The sequence below is a fragment of the Altererythrobacter litoralis genome, assembly GCF_036324225.1.
Taxonomy (GTDB): domain Bacteria; phylum Pseudomonadota; class Alphaproteobacteria; order Sphingomonadales; family Sphingomonadaceae; genus Erythrobacter; species Erythrobacter litoralis_A.
The window spans coordinates 14079-31515 of the sequence record NZ_JAZDQV010000002.1 but is presented as its reverse complement, the minus strand read 5'-3'; the positions used below and the strand labels follow the sequence as shown (position 1 = coordinate 31515).

Sequence of the window (17437 nt, the reverse complement as noted above, 5' to 3'; positions counted from 1 at the left end):
CTTAAGCCCGCGCTTCTTCCACGCGTTCGTCTTCTCCGGCCGAATTGTGCCGCAGTGCGCGTAGCACGGTCGCGACGATATCGGGCGCGTTGAGCCCCGCTTCGTCATATTGCCGCTGGGGATCGTCATGGTCCTGGAAGATGTCGGGCAAGCGCATGGTGCGCACCTTCAGCCCGGCATCGGTCAGCCCTTCGTCCGAAGCGAAGGTCAGCACATGCGCGCCGAGCCCGCCGATCGCGCCTTCCTCGACCGTAACCACCACTTCGTGGCTGCGCATCAGGCGTTCGATCAGTTCGGTATCGAGCGGCTTGGCAAAACGCATGTCGGCAACGGTGGTCGGCAAGCCCTTGGCCTCGAGCTGGTCTGCCGCTTTGAGCGCTTCGGCCAGCCGCGTGCCGAGCGACAGGATCGCCACCTTGCTGCCTTCGCGTACCACGCGCCCCTTGCCGATTTCCAGCTTCTGGGGAACCTCAGGCAGCGGCACGCCCACGCCATTGCCGCGCGGATAGCGGAAGGCGATCGGGCCGTGATCATATTCGGCAGCGGTATAGGTCATGTGGACGAGTTCGGCCTCGTCCGCCGCGGCCATCACCACCATGTTGGGCAGCGTCGCTAGATAGGCGATGTCGAACGCGCCCGCATGGGTGCAACCATCGGCCCCGACCAGCCCGGCGCGGTCGATCGCGAAGCGGACCGGCAGGTTCTGGATCGCAACATCGTGCACCACCTGGTCATAGGCGCGCTGGAGGAAGGTGGAGTAGATCGCAGCAAAGGGCCGCATGCCCTGCGCGGCAAGGCCCGCAGCGAAAGTCACGCCGTGTTGCTCGGCAATGCCGACGTCGAAGCTGCGTTCCGGATGCGCCTTGGCAAAACGATCGACCCCGGTGCCCGAAGGCATGGCGGCGGTGATCGCGCAGATCCTTTTGTCGGTTTCCGCCAGCTTGGCCAGAGTCTCGCCGAACACGTTCTGATAGGCCGGCGGACCGCCCGCGCTCTTCTTCTGCTCGCCGGTGATCACGTCGAACTTGGCGACGCCATGGTACTTGTCGGCGCTGTTCTCGGCCGGGGCATAGCCCTTGCCCTTCTGCGTCACGACATGCACCAGCACAGGGCCCTGGTCGGAATCGCGCACGTTCTCGAGAACCGGAATCAGATGATCGAGATTGTGCCCGTCGATCGGGCCGACGTAGTAAAAGCCGAGCTCTTCGAACAGCGTGCCGCCGGTCACCATGCCGCGCGCATATTCCTCGGCCTTTTCCAGCCCATGGTGGACGCGGCGGCTGAGCTTGCGCGAAATGCGCGAAGCGAGGTTGCGCAGGCCGAGGTATTCGCTCGAGGAAACCATCCGCGCGAGATAGGCCGAAAGCCCGCCCACCGGCGGTGCGATCGACATGTCATTGTCATTGAGGATCACGATCAGGCGATTGCCTGCCTGTTCGGCGTTGTTCATCGCCTCATAGGCCATGCCCGCGCTCATCGCGCCGTCGCCGATCACGGCAATACCGCGGCCGGGCTTGTCGTTGAGCTTGTTTGCGACAGCAAAGCCCAGCGCGGCCGAGATCGAGGTCGAGCTGTGCGCCGCGCCAAAGGGATCGTATTCGCTTTCGGCACGCTTGGTGAAACCCGACAGGCCACCACCTTGGCGCAAGGTGCGAATGCGGTCGCGCCGGCCTGTGAGGATCTTGTGCGGATAGCACTGATGGCCCACGTCCCACACCAGCCTGTCTTCAGGCGTGTTGAACACATAGTGGATCGCCACGGTCAGCTCGACCACGCCCAGACCCGAGCCCAGATGCCCGCCGGTGGTGCCGACGGCGTCGATCGTTTCGGCCCGCAACTCATCGGCAAGTTGGCGCAGCTCGGACTTGTCGAGCTTGCGCAGGTCCGAGGGGTAGGTAACCGTATCGAGCAGTAGAGTATTCGGTGATTGACTCATGGATCAGGGGCTTACACGCGAATTGGGGAAGTGTCGATCAAGGCTTGGCCGTCCAGCAGGCGGAGTTTCAGGCCTGGCAAGCAGAGCAGACGCCGCGGATTTCGATCACCGGCCGGCGCGCCTGGAAACCGCGCGCCTTGGCCAGTTCGCGCACCCGGCGCGACACGTCATCATCGTCGACATGCGTCGCCTCTCCGCATTCGTCGCAGACCAGGAAGATGCAGTCGTGCTCGCAACCCGGGTGAGTGTTGGCGAGGAAGGCGTTGGCGCTTTCGACCCGTAGCGCGAGGTTGTTCGTCACGAACAGGTCGAGGATGCGATAGACGCTGTTGGGCGCCACTCTTTTGCCGCGGCTGCGCGAGAGATTGTCGGCAATGTCATAGGCTGAGACGGGGCAGTCGTGCCGCGCCAGCTCTGCGAAGACCGCTTCGCGCATGCCGGTCCATTGTTCGCCCGCATCGGTCAGCGCCGCGCGCGCCGCACCGAGAAGGTCCGGGCCCGAATGTTCGTGATGTGCATGATCGTGTCTGGCCATGGCGCACATATAGTCGCGCTGCACGGCGAGCGCCACTCCTGCAGCTTCGCTAAAAATTAGCTGTGGTCGCGCAGGAAGCTGGTTCGATAGTGCTCCGGAAAGAGCCGGGCGAGTGCTTCGACCTTGGGCTTGTCCCAGCGCACGATGTAGCCATGGCGCGGATTGCGGGCCATGAAATCCTGATGGTAGTCCTCGGCCTCGTAGAACGCGCGATAGGGTTCGATCCTGGTCGCCACCGGCTTGTCCCACAGCCCCGAAGCGCCGAGCTGCTTGAGATAGGCACGCGCCACCCGCGCCTGCTCCTTGTTCATCGGAACGATCGCACTGCGATATTGCGTGCCGACATCGGGCCCCTGCCGGTTCTTCAGCGTGGGATCGGCCACCACCGAAAACAGGATCTGCAGCAGCTCGTCATAGCGCACTTCGCGCGGGTCATAGACGATCCGCACCGCTTCGGCGTGATCGGTCAGCCCGGTGACGATCTTGTCGTAACTCGCGGTGGCTGCCGTGCCACCGTGAAACCCCGAAACCGCCGCTTTCACGCCCTTCACATGGCTGAAGACGCCTTCGACGCCCCAGAAGCACCCGCCCGCGAATATCGCGACCCGCAGCTTATCGGGCTCCTGCGCCTTCACGCTCGCCTCCGGCGCTTCGACCACTTTCTCGCCCGCTGCGGACGCGACCTGGCAGCCGCTCAGCGCCAACGCGCCGGCAGCAGCCAGAAAGGCGAAACGAATATTCATCAGGGGGTAGGGGCGGAAACGCCTTCGTCCTGGGTGTCCGCCGTCGCAGCCTTGGCCGGCGTTGCGAGGTCGGCTTCGAAATGCGGAGCAAGGCTGGCGCCAACCAGAAGCGCACCGATGCCGAAGCCGATGCCGAAGTTGCGGTAGAGGTCAGGTTTGAAGAGGCGCATGGCTTGATTGCTCACGAATCGAAACAATTTGTCGTCGGGGTCTTGTTAGCCCCGATTGATTGAGGCGCGGTGAACACGGTTTACAGCAAAAGTCTATTCGCGCTGCGGCAGGATGTGTTTACAGCCTGACAGAATGATTGATGCAGTGATTATCGGCGGTGGGCACAATGGCCTCACCTGCGCTTTCTACCTCGCCCGGGCCGGGCTCAAGGTGACCGTGTGCGAAGCGCGCGACGTGTTGGGCGGCGCGGCCGTGACGGAGGAATTCGCCCCGGGCTTCCGCAATTCTACCGCCAGCTACACCGTCAGCCTGCTCCAGCCGAAGGTGATCGCGGACATGCGGTTGCCCGAACGCGGATACCGCGTGATCGAGCGGCCAGTGTCGAACTACCTTCCGCTCGACGGCGACTATTTGCTGATGGGCGGCGGACTTGAGGCCTCGCAGGCCCAGGTTGCGCGCTTCTCGAAATCCGATGCCGAACGGCTATCCGCCTATTTCGACATGCTCGAAGATGCAGCCGAAGTGCTGCGCACCCTTGCGCTCAAAGCTCCGCCCGATCCCAAGGGCGGGCTGCGTTCGCTGGTCGATGCGGCCATGCAGGCGCGCGGCCTCGCCCGACTCAGCGTCGAGCGCCAGCGGCAAGTGCTGCAATTGTTCACCCGCTCGGCGCGCGAAGTGCTCGACGACTGGTTCGAGAGCGAGCCGGTCAAGGCGGCGTTCGGCTTCGATGCCTGTGTCGGCCATTACGCCTCGCCCGACGAGCCGGGCAGCGCCTATGTGCTGCTCCACCACGTGTTCGGCGAAGTGAACGGCAAGAAGGGCGCGTGGGGCCATGTGATCGGCGGCATGGGCGCGATCACCCAGATGATGGCGGCCGCCGCGCGCGAGCAGGGCGTCGAGATCCGCACCGGCGCGCCGGTGAGCGGAGTACTCGTCGAGCGTGGCAAGGCGGTCGGCGCGCGTCTGGCGAATGGCGAAGAACTGCGCACCAGGCGTGTCATTTCGAACATGGGCCCCAAGCCATTGTTCGACCGGCTGGTGCCGCGCGACGCGCTGCCGGATGATTTCGCGCGCGCGATGGATGGCTATCGCGGAGGTTCGGGAAGCCTGCGCATGAATGTCGCGCTGAGCGGCCTGCCGCGTTTCCGCCATGCGCCCGAAGGCGATGCGCATTTGCGCTCAGGCATCATCATGGCGCCTTCGGTCGATTACATGGACCGCGCCTGGCTCGATGCGCGCGTGCAAGGCTTCAGCGGCAAGCCGATCGTCGAGATGCTGATCCCGAGCCTGGTGGATGACAGCCTTGCACCCGAAGGCCAGCACGTCGCGAGCCTGTTCTGCCAGCATGTCGATCCGGATATGCCCGAGGAGCAGGAGGCCGCTGCGGTGGAACCGGTGTTTGACGTGATCGAACATCACGCCCCCGGGTTCCGCGAACTGGTTCTGCATCGGCAAATCCACACGCCGCGCGCGCTCGAAGCCAAGTTCGGCCTGTGGCGCGGCGACATCTTCCACGGAAGGATGAGCCTCGACCAGCTGTGGGCGGCGCGCCCGGCGCTAGGTGCGGGCAGCTATCGCACCCCGCTCGAAGGGCTGTGGCTATGTGGGGCGGGCACGCATCCGGGCGGCGGTGTGACCGGTGCGCCGGGGCATAACGCGGCTCATGCGATACTGAAATCGAAGCGTTTCTGGGCGAAATAGTGCTGTAACGGCGCAAAGCGCCGCAAGCCCGACCGGGCGCCCGCAGGTACTCGAGCGCAGCGAGAAACAGCACCGAGGGCGAGCGCGCGGAGGCGCGCTCGCAAAAAGGTCACGTCCTCAAGTAGCGAAGAGGTAGGACAGAATTAATGCCGGAAATGCCGCATTCCGGTGAAGGCCATCGCCAGCCCGGCCTCGTCGGCCGCCGCGATCACTTCGTCGTCGCGGATCGAACCGCCTGGCTGGATCACCGCGGTTGCGCCCGCTTCGGCCGCCGCCAGCAAACCATCGGCGAACGGGAAGAAGGCGTCCGACGCAACCGCGCTTCCTACGGTGCGCGGCGCGCCCCAGCCATAGGTCTCGGCGGCTTCGGCAGCCTTCATCGCGGCGATGCGCGAGCTGTCGCGGCGGTTCATCTGCCCCGCGCCGATGCCTGCGGTTGCGCCATCCTTCGCATAGACGATCGCGTTCGACTTCACATGCCGCGCCACGGTCCAGGCGAACATGCAATCCTTCAATTCCTGCTGCGTCGGCGCGCGTTTGGTCACGACCTTGAGATCGGCTTCGGTGATCGCGCCATTGTCGCGCGTCTGCACCAGCAAGCCGCCGGTGATCGGCTTGACCAGCAAACCGCCGCGCCGCGGATTGGGCAGGTCGCCCACAGTCAGCAACCGCAGGTTCTTCTTCTTGGCGAAGACCTCGCGCGCCTCGTCGCTCACTGAAGGGGCGATCACCACTTCGGTGAAGATCTTCGCGATCTCCTCCGCAGTCGCGCCATCGAGTTCCTGGTTGACCGCCACGATCCCGCCAAAGGCGGATACGCTGTCGCATTGCAGCGCCGCTTCCCATGCTTCGCTGAGCGATGCCGCCTGCGCCACGCCGCATGGGTTGGCGTGCTTGACGATCACCACTGCCGGATCGCCGCCGCCGAATTCGGCAACCAGCTCAAGCGCGGCATCGGCATCGTTGTAATTGTTGTAGCTGAGCTCCTTGCCCTGCAGCTGCTCGGCCTGTGCGATCCCGCGGCCATGCGGCCCGACCGGGGTGTAGAGCGCGGCCTGCTGGTGCGGGTTCTCGCCATAACGCAAGATCACCAGCGAACGGCCGTTGATCGCCAGCATGTCGGGGAACAGCTGCTGCTGGTCGGCAAAGGCGAACCACTGGCTGATCATGCTGTCATAGGATGCGGTGGCGGCGAAGGCCTTGGTCGCGCATTTGCGGCGGAAGTCGAACGAGGTCGCGCCGCCATGCGCATCGAGTTCGCCCAACAGTTCGGCATAGTCCGCCGGGTCGGTCACGATTGTGACGAAGGCGTGGTTCTTGGCCGAGCTGCGCACCATCGACGGCCCGCCGATATCGATATTCTCGATGATCTCGTCACGGTCCGCGCCTCGCATCACGGTCGCTTCGAACGGGTAAAGGTTCACCACCACCAGGTCGATAGCGCCGATATCGTGTTCCGTCATCGCCGCGGCGTGCTCGGGATTGTCGCGCACAGCCAGCAAGCCGCCATGGACCTTGGGATGGAGCGTCTTGACCCGCCCGTCCATCATCTCGGGGAAGCCGGTGAGGTCCGAAATGTCGCGCACGTCCAGCCCCGCATCGCGCAGCGCCTTGGCTGTGCCGCCGGTCGAAACCAGCTCCACTCCGCGCGCGGCCAGCGCCTGGCCCAGTTCCACCAATCCGCTCTTGTCGGACACTGACAGCAGTGCCCGCTTGATCGTCACGTCCGTCACTTTGGAACCTACCCCATTTTCTTGAGCAGCCAGGAGAATTGCCCCCCGCCGCGCGATGCCATGCCCTGGATCACCAATTGCTCGATCGCATGCGGCCGTCCGTCGCCGTCGACCCACATGCTGTCCTCGATTTCGACTCCAGCGCCGGCGTCATTGCCGCCAAGCCGGAATTGCCACAAGCCCCCATCGGGTAGAACCAGGCTGGCGCCGCGCCGGTCTTCGGCCAGCCGTGCCTCGACCCCGCGCCCGAGATGGAAGCGGATCGCAAAGCCGACCTTGCCGCGCTGTCCCTTCTTCGCGGGCGGCAGCAATATGTCTTCGCCGAGCAATTCGGTGCCGTCACCGCGCAGCATCAGTATGCGGCGATGGATCAGCCCATAGCGCGCGAGATAGCCGTCATGGCTGGCTTCGATCCGCTGGACTTCGCCGCTGGCGCGCGCGATCTCTCCGCGTTCGACCTCGACCTGCTCCACGCCCTTGCCGAGCTTGCCGCCCAGCAGCACTGCGGTCGAATTGGCATTGTCGAGCACCAGCGCCGAATGTGCTGCCGTAGCGCGCAGCCCCTGTTCGATCCGCGCGGGAACCTGCCCGCCAGCCAGCGCAGCGCCGCCGCAATTGACGATCAGGCGGTGCGGCCCGTCCGACATTTCGAAGGCCAGTGTCGAAGCGCAGCCCCAGCGCGCGTGGCGCGCGCGCGGCGGCGGCGCGGCATCGATCTGCACCACGGTCTTGCCGCCAGCCAGCCGGTGATAGCCCCAGTGCCGCACATCCTTGAGCGGTCGCGTCCGCACGCCGCTGGCGTCGAGCAGCGCGGCCAGCCGGTCGGCCCGCGTCGCGCCATTGCCCTGCCAGCTGCCCAAGCCGCCATCGCCGTGGCGCATCGCCAGGAGCGGCGGCACCAGCAATTCGCGCATCAGGCCGAGCGACGCGGGAAGGTCGCGCCCGGTAGCCTTGTAGCAGGCCTCGAGGTCGGTCAGCATGGCGATCGCGTCCATCTGTGCCATCGGGCTGCGCGACAGCGCGCCGCCATCTTCGCCGACGAAATCGCCCAATGCGGCGATCAGGCCCGCCTCGCCATAGAGCCGGCGCGGCTTGCCTTGCGGCATCAGCAGGCCGGCGGCAGTGATTGCGCCCCAGCCGAGAACCTCGCTCAAGGGGTCGGGCGCGCGGCGGACTTCGTGGTCGAGCCAGCGCGCAGTGTCGTCGATCGCGGCAAGCAGGCGCGGGCGCAATTTCTCGTTCTGGCCCGACAGCACAAGCGGCGCATGAACCAGCCAGGCGATCAGGCGGTGCGCCGCATGTTCGACCTGCCAGGCGGCGCATTTGCCCGGCTTCGGATTGGCGTCGAGCCACAGCCTTGTGATCCGCTCCGCCGTGTCCACGCATTGCTCGCGCTGGCCCGCAGCGGCAAGGTCGCGCAGCCACGCAAAGCCATGAATCACCCGCTCGAATGGCGGGGCCATGCGCGAGGACGAAGCATAGTCGACCTCGCCGATCGGCGCCTTGACCCCGTGGATGAGGAAATGGCCCGCGCGCAGCGCCATGCCCGCCGTGCGGTCGCCCGCTAGCGGGCTCTCGACCGTAGCCAGAAGCCGCGGGCGCGCAGGCTTGCGGAACGGCGCGGTCAGCGTGGCCCCGCCGACACCGAAGCGATAGGCAAAGCGCACCAGCTTCTCGGTGAAATCGGCCTTGGGCGGCACGAAATCGCTCAGTACCAGCGCGCGCACCTCAGTCACCGGCGGGGCCGCAGCCTCATCCGTTACCCTCGCAACCGGCTGCGCATCGCGGCGCTTCAGCGGCAGCGCGGGCGCATCGGCGTGGATCTCGCCGAACAGGTCCTCCTCCGGCTTGTGCTCGCTTTGGCCAGAGAGCAGCGCGTCCATCAGCCGAGCCCCTTCAGCGCGGCGATATTGGCTGCGTAGTGATCGGGCCCGCCCTTGAATGTGGCCGAACCCGCCACCAGCACATCGGCCCCCGCCTCGACGCACAGCTTGGCCGTTTCGGCATTGACCCCGCCATCGACTTCGAGGTGGATGTCGCGACCGCTGGCGTCGATCATCGCGCGCACGCGGCGGATCTTGTCCAGCTGCGAATGGATGAAGCTCTGCCCGCCGAAGCCGGGGTTCACGCTCATCACCAGCACCAGGTCGATATCCCCGATCAGGTAATCGAGCACTTCGACCGGAGTCGACGGATTGAGCGAAATGCCCGCCTTCTTGCCCAGTGCCTTGATCGCCTGGACCGTGCGATGCGCATGCGGCCCGGCCTCAGGGTGGATCGTGATGATGTCCGCCCCCGCCTCTGCGAATTCCTCGAGGTAGGGATCGACCGGCGAGATCATCAAATGGACGTCAAACACCTTAGCGCTGTGCGGCCTGAGCGCCTTCACCACCATCGGGCCGATGGTGATATTGGGCACATAATGCCCGTCCATCACGTCGACATGGATCCAGTCCGCACCGGCCGCGTCGATCGCGCGCACTTCCTCGCCCAGCCGGGCAAAATCGGCCGAGAGGATCGAAGGTGAAATGAGCGGTGCCGCCATGGTGTGCTTTCGGATCGCGCGAATTCCTCCAGTAACGAAGCGCACACCCAACTCACAAGCGGCGCGCCGTCCTTTTCCACACGCGCAGAGCGCCGTTGCACCCCGACCAGAGGGCGGCGCGCATTAAGCCAAGCCGACAGCGCAATTCAGCGGCAATTCAGCCCCTCTCGTGCAATTGCTTGGCCGAATTTCCAGTGCCGCCTATATGGCGGCCGTAAGGGGCTCACCGGAACGAAGATGATTATGCGATCGGAAATGGCGAAGACGAGCGCAATGCTTGCCAGCCTGGCGCTTGCCCCGCTGGGCGCGGCCGGCTGGGCGCAGGCCGCTGAAAGCGCGGTCGACTATCGCCAGGAAATCACCAACGACATGCGCAAATGCGCGCCCGGAGGCGGGCCAGCGGTGCGGGTGACCGTGCACGGGGTCAAGGCCGCCGAGGGCCTTGTACGCGTACAAAGCTATCGCGGCACCAAGGCCGAATGGCTCGAGAAGGGCAAGTGGATCAACCGCATCGAAACCCCGGCCCGCGCGGGCACGATGACCTTCTGCCTGCCCGTGCCGCAGGCAGGCACCTATGGCATCGCGGTGCGGCACGATGCCAATGGCAATGGCAAGACCGATATCAGCAAGGATGGCGGGGGCATGTCGAACAACCCCTCGATCAACATCTTCAATCTCGGCAAGCCGAGCTACAGGAAGACTGCATTCGAAGTTGGCCCCGGGGTCACTTCGATCACCATCAACATGAAGTACCTGTAAGTCGGCCTGGGCCGGTTGAGGCTCGTCAGCGCTCCTGCTTCTGCGCCCGCCATACGCGCCACAGCACCCCCGGCGCAGCGAGCACGGGATGCTTCTCGCGCCATGGCGTCAGTTCCACCCGTACCCCTGTGTGGCGCTCGATCTTCCACGCGGCATAGCCCGCGGCGCCATCGAAGGTCGTGCTCGCCTTCACCAGCCGCAGGATGTTGAGCGGCTTGCCCAGTCGCCGCCGCTTGCGCCACCAGCCTTCGATCCTGCTGCGCTCGCTCGCCGCCATCTCAGGAGTGAGCACCGGGCCATCCTGCGCGAAACCGATCCCCTGCGCTTCGAGCGCCAGCGGCAACAGCCCGTCGAAATGCGCAGCATTGACCGTCAGGATGCTGTCTTCACGCCCCGGTTGTTCGACGCGAAATTCGGCCTGGTAAGTGGCGCGGAACAGCGCCCGCCAATAATCTTCGACAATGCCGCGATCGGGGCCGAGCGCAACCGCCAGCCGCGCCGCCGTTTGCGCTGCATCGGCCAGCGCGCCCAGCACCGCTTGCGCTGCCTGCTCGTCCCGCTTCCAAACCAATGCACAGGGCTGGACGAAGCGCGCCCAGATCGTCGTGTCGATCAACTCGCCGCGGGCCGCCTCACCGAATGTCGCCAGCGCCATGGTCGCAATCTTGGCGCGCAGCACTTCGCCACCATGCTCCCATTCGCGATAGCTTACCCGCGGCCAGATTTTCTCGCGCTGCGCCCCCGGCAGCAGCACATAATAGTCGAGCACGCCTTCGCGCGAACCGGTGCGCAGGTTCGAACCGTAGAACAGCACCGCCAGCGCGCCGCTTTCCTGCGCCAGCCGCGCCGCGAAATCGGCCACCGCCGGGTCGACCAGCGCGGCACAACGGGCGGCAATGCGCGCAGCGAGCGCGCCCATCAGGGAGCGACGAATTCGAGCTCGGGCCCCGGCTCGATGCGGTAGCGGCCGGCCGGAAAAGCTTCGCCGTCGAGGATGAACTGGTCGTCCAGTTCCATCTCGAACTGTGCGGCGCTGACCTGGTGGAACCCGCGATCGCGCAGCTTGGGATTGGTCCAGCCCATCATCACAATCGGCACAAGCAGCGTGGTGCGCCGATCGAGCTGGTCGAGCACGGCGAGCTTGAGCCCCTTGCGCAAGGCGCCGAAAGGCTTGAGCCGGGCGGGCAAGCGCTCGAGCGTCGAAGCCAGCAGGAATTGGCGCCGCGCCACATCGCCCTTGCCGCTGTGCTGGAACGGCGCGCGCGCCTGGCCCAGCAGCAGCTCCATCCTCACGCCGCTGCGCCAGGGGTTGCGGCGCGTGCCGAATACGGTCTGCAACACGCCCCACAGCGTCGTGACGCCAACCGCGAGGCTGTTGAACGCGCCCAGCCGGTGCGCGCTTTGCCCGGCGCGCGTTCCGATGGTGAAGGCGCCCGCGCCAAGGATGAAGCCAAGCACGCGATTGCCGGGCTGGTCGAGCGGAGTGATGGCGATCGGGCTGCGCACGATCCTGCGACCGTTCTCGAAAGCATCGATCGCGCCCTGCAGCGTCCAGTCCCCCGGTGCGTCGAGATCGACCGTCAAGGCATTGGTCTTGCCCTTGGGCAAAACCGCGATCGCGGGCCAGTCGTCACCGAAAATCGCATCGCCGCAGGTCAGCACGTCGCGCACGGTGCCGTCGCCGCCATTGATCACCAGCAGGTCGATCCCGCGTTCTGCCAGACGCGCCAGCGCTTCGGGCAATTGCGAGCGGTCGCCCGGCTGCGCCACGATCACATCGGGCGCGACGCGGCTGTCGAGGTCCTGCCCTTTGTTGCGGTGGCTGCGCGGGTTGTAAATCAGGCCGACCGTGGGCGCCGCGCCTTCGCCGCGCGCAGCAGTGCGTTCGCGCCAGGCCGGCGCGCCTTCCGCCCGCTTGCGCGGCAAATTTGCGAATTCATGGATCGGACTGGCCATCGCGCCCCGCCTTTAACTCCAAACGACCGGTGACCACTAGGGTTTTCTTGGAATGCGGGGGATTTCGCGAAGCTGGCGTGACCCGGAAACACCGCTGCCATGCAGCTTGTGAAATCGCTGTTCAACGCGGCCTGATCGGATAGATTGCACGCATGCTGACAGAAAACCTGCTCGATTCCGCCCTTGGCCTCAGCGACGGCATCGTCGCCCTGCGCCGCGCCATCCACGCCGAGCCCGAACTGGGCCTGCATACGCCAAAGACCATGGCAAAGGTCCGCGCGGCGCTGGCGGACTTGCCGCTGACATGGCGCGAAGGCCCTTCCACCACAGGGCAAGTGGCTACGCTCGAAGGCGGCAAGCCCAGCGACGGACAGCGCCGTCGTGTCTTGCTGCGCGGCGACATGGATGCGCTGCAGATGGATGAGAAGACCAATCTCGACTTCGCTTCGACCATCGAAGGGAGGATGCACGCCTGCGGCCATGACACGCACACCGCCATGCTGGCGGGCGCGGCACGGCTTTTGTGCGCGCGACGCGACGAGATCGCGGGCACGATCGATTTCATGTTCCAGCCGGGCGAAGAGGGCTATCACGGCGCGCGCTTCATGCTCGAGGACGGGCTGATCGATCCGCTGCCCGATGCCGCCTTTGCGCTGCACATCATGCCCAATGCGCCCTTCGGCGTGCTGGCCGGGCGCGCCGGGCCGCTGCTGGCGGCGGCGGACCAGTTCACCATCACGCTGAGCGGGCAAGGTGGCCATGCCTCGATGCCGCATGACTGCGTCGATCCGATCCCCGGCGCGGCGGCGCTGGTTGGCGCGATCCAGGCGATGGTGACGCGCCGCTTCAATGCCGCGAGCGCGGTGGTTGTCACCGTGACGCAGGTTCATGCGGGGACTGCGTTCAACGTCATCCCCGACGATGTGATGCTGGCGGGCACGATCCGCACTCTCAGCCCCGAACACCGGCAAAAGGCCGAAGCGCTCCTGCGCGAAACTTCCGATCATGTCGCGCGTGCTTATGGCCTCACCGCCGAATGCACGGTGAACCGGGGCTTCCCGGTGACGATCTGCGACCAGCGAGCAGTGGCATTGGGCAAATCGGTAGCGACCGAGATCGGCGGCGAGGCTGGCTGGCGCGACCTTGCCGACCCGATCATGGGAGCGGAAGATTTCTCCTACGTGCTGGAGAAAGTGCCCGGCGCGATGTTCTTCCTTGGCGTCGCCAATGAAGGCGAGGATTGGCGGCAATGCTGCGCAATCCATTCGCCGCGTATGCATGTCGACGAGAAGGCGCTGCCGAAAGGGACCGCAATGCTGGCAGGCTGCGCGCTCAAATTCCTAGAGAGCGGCTGGGAAGGCTAAGCCCCCAGGCCAATTTGCGCAGATAAGCGAAGACCGGGGCCACCCTTGGGCGGCCCCGGTCGAGGGTACTTGCGCTCCCCCCGAAGCGCAAGCAGGAGAAATTGTCAGGCCGGCTTGCGGGCGAATATCCCGAATCCGGCGATGATCGCATAGCATAATGCCGGCAAAGCCAGTGCAGTTGCAAGGCTCGTAGCGTCTGCAAGCGCACCGTAGATGGTCGGGATCACTGCGCCGCCTGCAATCGCGACATTGATGATGCCCGATCCGTCGGCAGCGCGCGGCCCCAGCTTCTCGCAAGCGAGCGAGAAGATCGTGGGGAACATGATCGAGTTCATCAGGCCTACCGCCAGCAGCGAATAGCCTGCCACTTCGCCGGTCGAATTGGCGGAGATCGCGATCAGCGTGATCGCGCCGGTTGCCACGGCCGCCAGCAGCAGGCCGGGGCTGACCATGCGCAAGAGGCCCGAGCCGATGAACCGGCCGACCAGCGCACCGCCCCAGTAGAGCGAAATGAGCTTGCCCGCTTCCTGCTCCGGAATGTTCAGCACCTCGGCCTGCATCAGATAGTTCACGATGAAGCTGCCGATCGCCACTTCCGCGCCGACATAGAGGAAGATGCACGCCGCGCCGTAACCGAAGCGCGGGCGCTTGAGCAGAGTCAGCCCTTCGCTGAAGCTGGTTTCCTCATGCCGTTCGCCCTTGAGCCGGTTGCGGAACATCCACACGACCCCCGCAACCACAGCCAGCGCTGCGGCAAGACCGAGGTAGCCATTCACGATCGCTTGCGTTTCGGCGGTGCGATAGGCGTCGAGCTCAGCCCCGGACAGCTCGGCAGCAGTGATGGAGGCAAGGCTGCCAAGGATGAGGATCGACCCGAAATAGGGGAAGATCGTAGTGCCCAGCGAGTTGAACGCCTGCGCGAAGGTCAGGCGGCTGTGGGTCGTCTTGACCGGGCCGAGCAGGCTGATCAGCGGATTGGCCACGATCTGGACCAGCACAACGCCGGTCGCGAGGATGAAATAGGCGAACAGGAACACGCCGAACACGGCCGACTGGCTCGCCGGAATGAACAGCAGGCACCCCACCAGCATCGTCAGCAGCCCGGCCACTGCCCCGCGCATATAGCCGATCTTCTTCACGAAACGCGCGCCCGGAATGCCCACCACCGCATAGGCGATGAAGAAGCAGAACTGGACGAGGCTCGCTTCAAAGAAGCTCAGCGTGAACAGCTCTTTCAGCTTGGGGATGATCACGTCGTTGAGCGAAGTTATCCCACCGAAGATGAAGAACAGGCCGAAGACGAAGTAATTCAGGCCGGGCGCGTCGATCGGAGTGCCGTGTTCCTCGACAGGAACCGGATCCGTACTCGACGCGACGTCAGGTACCAATGCCATTCAGATTCTCCCCCAAAGACCGGTCGTTGCCGGCCTTGATCTATTGGTCCGGCAAACTAGCGGCGCCGGTGCCGCAGTCTACCTGTATACGAATGCACCACTGTTTCCCTGTTCAGAACGAACATTCGGTCCCTTCGGGCATATCCTGCCGCGCAATCGCTGCCACGCTCAAGGTCACAGCGCCTTCAGAGGCGATCGTGATGCCGTCGCCCAGGCCCGGAGCGCATTTCGCGGTGATCACCATCTCGCGCCAGTCCTTGCCCTCGGCATGGGCAAGCTGGCTGGTGATGTCGATTGCAGTTTCGCCGATCTTCAGCGTGACAGCCACGCGCGGGCGCTCGGCAATCGCATAGAGTATGCGGAAGCCGCCCACTCCTTCGCCATCCTGCGCGATGGTGAGCTCGGCACCCGGCTCGAACGCGATTTCGCGGGCATCCTCCTGCCGATCCTTGTCGATGCCGCGCGCGGTTATGCCGCCGCCCTGGCCACGCAGGTTTGGCAATTCCACGCCGCCTGCTTTCGCGACAATTCCGGCGGCAAGCCTGCCGTTGCCATACCAATCGGTGGCCGCGGCGCCGTTCTGCAACGCGCAGCTTTCGTCAAGCTGCGAGAACCCGCCGCGATCGGACAGCGAGAGGCCGTATCCGAGGCGGAACAGCGCGCCATCCGCGCCATTGACCGGCGCGCCGGTGCATTGCGCAGGCCAGCTGAACGAGAGCCGCCCGGTCGCTTCGCGCTTGCCGAACAGCACATCGGCCACGCCTGCCCCCTCGCTGCCCGGCAGCCATGAAGCAACAAAAGCATCGGCGGCATTGAGCTCGCGGTTCATCCACAATGGGCGGCCCGAGAGGAACACTGCGACCGCGGGAATTCCATCGGCCTTGAACTTGCGCAGCAGCTCCAGCCCCTCTTCGTCGTCGAACAGGAGGTTCTTCCTGTCGCCCGCGAACTCAGCATAGGGCTGTTCGCCGAACACCACGATCGCGATGTCGGGGCGGGACTGGAAGCTGCCATCCTCTGAAAGCAAGGCAGTTCCACCGGCTTCGGCTGCCGCCTGTGCAATCCCAGCAAAGATGGAAGTCGCGCCGGGGAAATAGTCATTGGTCAGCTCGCGGCCGCCCTGCCAGGTCAGCGTCCAGCCGCCTGCGGCCTGCGCAATACTGTCTGCCGCGCGCCCGGCCACGAGGATCGAAGCGCCCTGCTTCAGCGGCAAGACGCCATTGTTCTTGAGGATCACCTGCGACTTGGCGACGGCTTCGCGCGCGATGGCGCGGTGCTCGGCAGAGCCCAGCTTGCCCATGTCCCCTGCGTTCGGCCGAGCCGAGGGCTTGACCGCTTGAGGGCCGATGATCCCGGCGCGCAGCTTGACCCGCAATACGCGCCCGACCGCCTCATCGAGTCGCGCCATCGGGATCGTTCCGTCGTTCAGCTGCGCGACGAGGCTTTCGAGCAGGCCCTTCCAATCGTCAGGCACCATGTAGATATCGAGCCCGGCGAGCAGCGCCTGCGGGCAATCGGTAACGGTGCAGCCCGCGATCTGGCCGTGCCCGTTCCAATCGCCCACGACCAGCCCGTCAAAGCCCATTTCCTCGCGCAGGACGCCGGTCAGCAACGGCTTGTTGCCATGCATCTTGACGCCGTTGATCGAATTGAAGCTGGCCATGACCGCTTCCACGCCAGCGTCGATTGCGGCAGGATAGGGAACGGCATGGATCGCCTTCAACGCCTCGATGTCGCCGTTGACTTCGCCCTGGTCGACGCCCTGGTCGGTCCCGCCATCGCCGAAGAAATGCTTGGCGGTGGCGATCACCCTTCCGCTGCCGAGGAAGTCGTCTGCGCCCTTGCGGCCTTGCAGCCCTTCGACCAGCGCCGCGCCCATGCGGGCCACGAGCAAGGGGTCTTCGGAATAGCTTTCGTAAGTGCGGCCCCAGCGGTCATCGCGCGCCACGGCTACCGTGGGCGAGAAGTTCCAGTCGATCCCGGTCACTTCGATTTCAGTCGCGGTGGCGGCGCCGATCTGCCGCACGATATCGGGATCATGCGTCGCGCCTAGCCCGATGTTATGCGGGAAGATCGTGGCCCCGAACACATTGGTGTGGCCGTGGACGGCATCGGTGCCCCACATGGTCGGAATGACGGGTCCATTGCCGGCAAGTGGCTTTGCCGATGCTTCCCACATCTCGTCGGCCAGCCGGAGCCATTCCGAAGCCGGGGCGAACTCGTCGCCATAGGGCCCGCCATTGCCGCCATTGAGGTAGCTGCCGAAGCGATAACGCTCCATGTCCTTGGCGGTGAAGGAATTGATCTGCGGCTGGATGAGCTGGGCGACCTTGCGCTCAAGGCTCATTCGCGCGAGCAAATCGGCGACTTGCGCATCTTCAGTAGACGCAGCCGAAAGCGGCGCGGGCCGGGCAGGCTCTGCCAGTGTATCCAGCGCTGACGTGCAGCCACCCAAGCCAAGTGCGCCCGCAAGAATCAGTGCACGAAATCGCATCGAAACATCCCCTCCCGAAGGACGAACTCATCCCATCCCATTTATAGGAACGTTAAATGAGAACGTTCTCAATGGCAAGAGCCGATGAACGATTGGCGCAAAATCA

The 17437-nt window shown here is 65.1% G+C and carries 14 protein-coding genes; 3 read left to right on the top strand and 11 right to left on the bottom strand.

The window, feature by feature from the left end; genetic code table 11:
- Position 1 precedes the first annotated feature (1 nt).
- The 4 genes from dxs to VRS74_RS02045 all read right to left on the bottom strand — a co-directional run bounded on the left by dxs (position 2) and on the right by VRS74_RS02045 (position 3384).
- Entirely contained in the window at positions 2–1936 is a 1935-nt protein-coding gene (gene dxs, locus VRS74_RS02060; RefSeq protein ID WP_354143581.1) for a 1-deoxy-D-xylulose-5-phosphate synthase, read from the bottom strand.
- 67 nt (positions 1937–2003) lie between these two features.
- Positions 2004–2471, bottom strand: a complete 468-nt coding sequence (locus VRS74_RS02055; RefSeq protein ID WP_354143580.1) for a Fur family transcriptional regulator — start codon at positions 2469–2471, stop codon at positions 2004–2006.
- A gap of 56 nt (positions 2472–2527) precedes the next feature.
- The gene (gene msrA, locus VRS74_RS02050; RefSeq protein ID WP_354143579.1) at positions 2528–3214 is read right to left on the bottom strand and encodes a peptide-methionine (S)-S-oxide reductase MsrA; all 687 of its coding nucleotides are present in this window, start codon (positions 3212–3214) and stop codon (positions 2528–2530) included.
- Positions 3214–3384 carry a hypothetical protein gene (locus VRS74_RS02045; RefSeq protein ID WP_354143578.1) on the bottom strand — a complete coding sequence of 57 codons (171 nt, stop codon included), beginning with the start codon at positions 3382–3384 and terminating at the stop codon, positions 3214–3216. The genes msrA and VRS74_RS02045 overlap by 1 nt, the downstream gene beginning before the upstream one ends.
- Before the next feature lie 133 nt (positions 3385–3517).
- On the opposite strand from VRS74_RS02045, the gene VRS74_RS02040 reads away from it, so the two are divergent.
- Positions 3518–5086 carry a phytoene desaturase family protein gene (locus VRS74_RS02040; protein WP_354143577.1) on the top strand — a complete coding sequence of 523 codons (1569 nt, stop codon included), beginning with the start codon at positions 3518–3520 and terminating at the stop codon, positions 5084–5086.
- Between the two features lie 143 nt (positions 5087–5229).
- On the opposite strand, the gene purH is transcribed toward VRS74_RS02040, so the two are convergent.
- The 3 genes from purH to rpe are packed head-to-tail and all read right to left on the bottom strand — an operon-like array spanning position 5230 to position 9364.
- A complete protein-coding gene (gene purH, locus VRS74_RS02035; RefSeq protein WP_354143576.1) occupies positions 5230–6819 on the bottom strand; it encodes a bifunctional phosphoribosylaminoimidazolecarboxamide formyltransferase/IMP cyclohydrolase in 1590 nt (529 codons plus the stop codon).
- A gap of 8 nt (positions 6820–6827) precedes the next feature.
- On the bottom strand, positions 6828–8702 hold the full coding sequence (locus VRS74_RS02030; RefSeq protein WP_354143575.1) for a heparinase II/III family protein: 1875 nt from the start codon (positions 8700–8702) through the stop codon (positions 6828–6830).
- On the bottom strand, positions 8702–9364 hold the full coding sequence (gene rpe / locus VRS74_RS02025; RefSeq protein WP_354143574.1) for a ribulose-phosphate 3-epimerase: 663 nt from the start codon (positions 9362–9364) through the stop codon (positions 8702–8704). The genes VRS74_RS02030 and rpe overlap by 1 nt, the downstream gene beginning before the upstream one ends.
- Positions 9365–9619: 255 nt before the next feature.
- On the opposite strand from rpe, the gene VRS74_RS02020 reads away from it, so the two are divergent.
- Positions 9620–10123, top strand: a complete 504-nt coding sequence (locus VRS74_RS02020; RefSeq protein WP_354143573.1) for a DUF2141 domain-containing protein — start codon at positions 9620–9622, stop codon at positions 10121–10123.
- Positions 10124–10148: 25 nt separating this feature from the next.
- Here VRS74_RS02020 and VRS74_RS02015 read toward each other — a convergent pair whose 3' ends face one another.
- Positions 10149–11042 carry a hypothetical protein gene (locus VRS74_RS02015; RefSeq protein WP_354143572.1) on the bottom strand — a complete coding sequence of 298 codons (894 nt, stop codon included), beginning with the start codon at positions 11040–11042 and terminating at the stop codon, positions 10149–10151.
- Complete coding sequence (locus VRS74_RS02010) at positions 11042–12079, bottom strand: diacylglycerol/lipid kinase family protein (protein WP_354143571.1); 1038 nt, start codon at positions 12077–12079, stop codon at positions 11042–11044. Before VRS74_RS02010 ends, VRS74_RS02015 begins: the two co-directional genes overlap by 1 nt.
- Positions 12080–12231: 152 nt before the next feature.
- Here VRS74_RS02010 and VRS74_RS02005 point away from each other — a divergent pair, with 152 nt between their 5' ends.
- Complete coding sequence (locus tag VRS74_RS02005) at positions 12232–13443, top strand: M20 metallopeptidase family protein (protein ID WP_354143570.1); 1212 nt, start codon at positions 12232–12234, stop codon at positions 13441–13443.
- A gap of 104 nt (positions 13444–13547) precedes the next feature.
- On the opposite strand, the gene VRS74_RS02000 is transcribed toward VRS74_RS02005, so the two are convergent.
- Together VRS74_RS02000 and VRS74_RS01995 are read right to left on the bottom strand one after the other, a co-directional pair.
- Positions 13548–14837, bottom strand: coding sequence for a sugar MFS transporter (locus VRS74_RS02000; RefSeq protein WP_354143569.1), 1290 nt, complete (start codon positions 14835–14837; stop codon positions 13548–13550).
- Positions 14838–14949: 112 nt separating this feature from the next.
- Positions 14950–17331, bottom strand: coding sequence for a glycoside hydrolase family 3 protein (locus tag VRS74_RS01995; RefSeq protein WP_354143568.1), 2382 nt, complete (start codon positions 17329–17331; stop codon positions 14950–14952).
- Between the last annotated feature and the right edge of the window lie 106 nt (positions 17332–17437).